General features: G+C 47.1%; 1 protein-coding gene. It reads right to left on the reverse strand.

Translation table 11 applies throughout. The annotated features are described in order from the left end of the window. Positions 1 to 45 precede the first annotated feature (45 nt). Positions 46 to 951: TonB-dependent receptor domain-containing protein (locus B3180_RS10060; RefSeq protein ID WP_286844316.1), on the reverse strand; the 906-nt coding region annotated here is incomplete at its 5' end.

Below are 951 nucleotides of genomic sequence, written 5' to 3' on the forward strand. Positions count from 1 at the left end.
AACCCAGCCGAAGCTGGGTTTTTAAACAACTAACGTTGTCAGGCCTTAGAACTTCATGCTGATACGACCATACCAGTATTGACCAGCAGTGTCATAAGAAGAGTTCAAAGTATTCATATCGTTATTGTTAGTAACGTATGGAGGCTGCTTATCAAACACGTTACGCGCACCAAGAGTAAAGGTGGTTGTTTCGCTGAAGAAGTAGTTCATCTGTACGTCATGATATACGTAGCTTCCTACTTCGCTTGACAGATCATCCACATCGTAGTTGATGTCAGTTACGCCATCCTGGTAGCGAGTGATCCAGCTCCAGTCGAAGTCACCAATTTGGTAACCCATAGTCAGGTTTGTACGCAACTCTGGGAATGCCGCTACACGACCACCGAAGTTGGTGTCTGCGCCGAATTTTCCAGCCAACTCAAGAGTTTCCGCACCTTCTTGCGCCAGGTATTTGTACTCATCGAGTACAGTACCGTCAACACGCAGGTTGAACATGCCGTCACCCAGGTCAGCTGCCCATTTCACATCGAAGTCAAAACCTGAAGTTGTGAACGTTGAGATGTTTGCAGTACCGGCAAGAATACCAGCCATGTAACCTTGAGAGTCACGGAACTCAGAGCCTGAGTAACCAGGACGACCTACAGCTTCCGGACCTAAAATCAGGTCACAAGAACTCGCTGAGAAGTTTTCGCTGTTGTAACACTCAGAGATGATAGCGGAAGTACTTGGCGCACCTAAACCATCTTCAATTTCGATGTCGTAGTAATCAACTGCAACGCTGAAGTTCTCGATGAACTCTGGCTGATAAACAACACCTAAAGTGAAGCTTTCAGAGGTTTCAGGTTTCAGATCCGGGTTACCACCAACCAATGTTGAAGACTGGTTGTTGTCCAGGCTGAAGTCGCCAGGCAGGCCTTCTGATGCACAGTTGTCTTTAACTGTCTGGCTCTG

Origin of the sequence: Idiomarina sp. UBA4206 (assembly GCF_002383015.1) — a bacterium.
Lineage (GTDB): Bacteria > Pseudomonadota > Gammaproteobacteria > Enterobacterales > Alteromonadaceae > Idiomarina > Idiomarina abyssalis.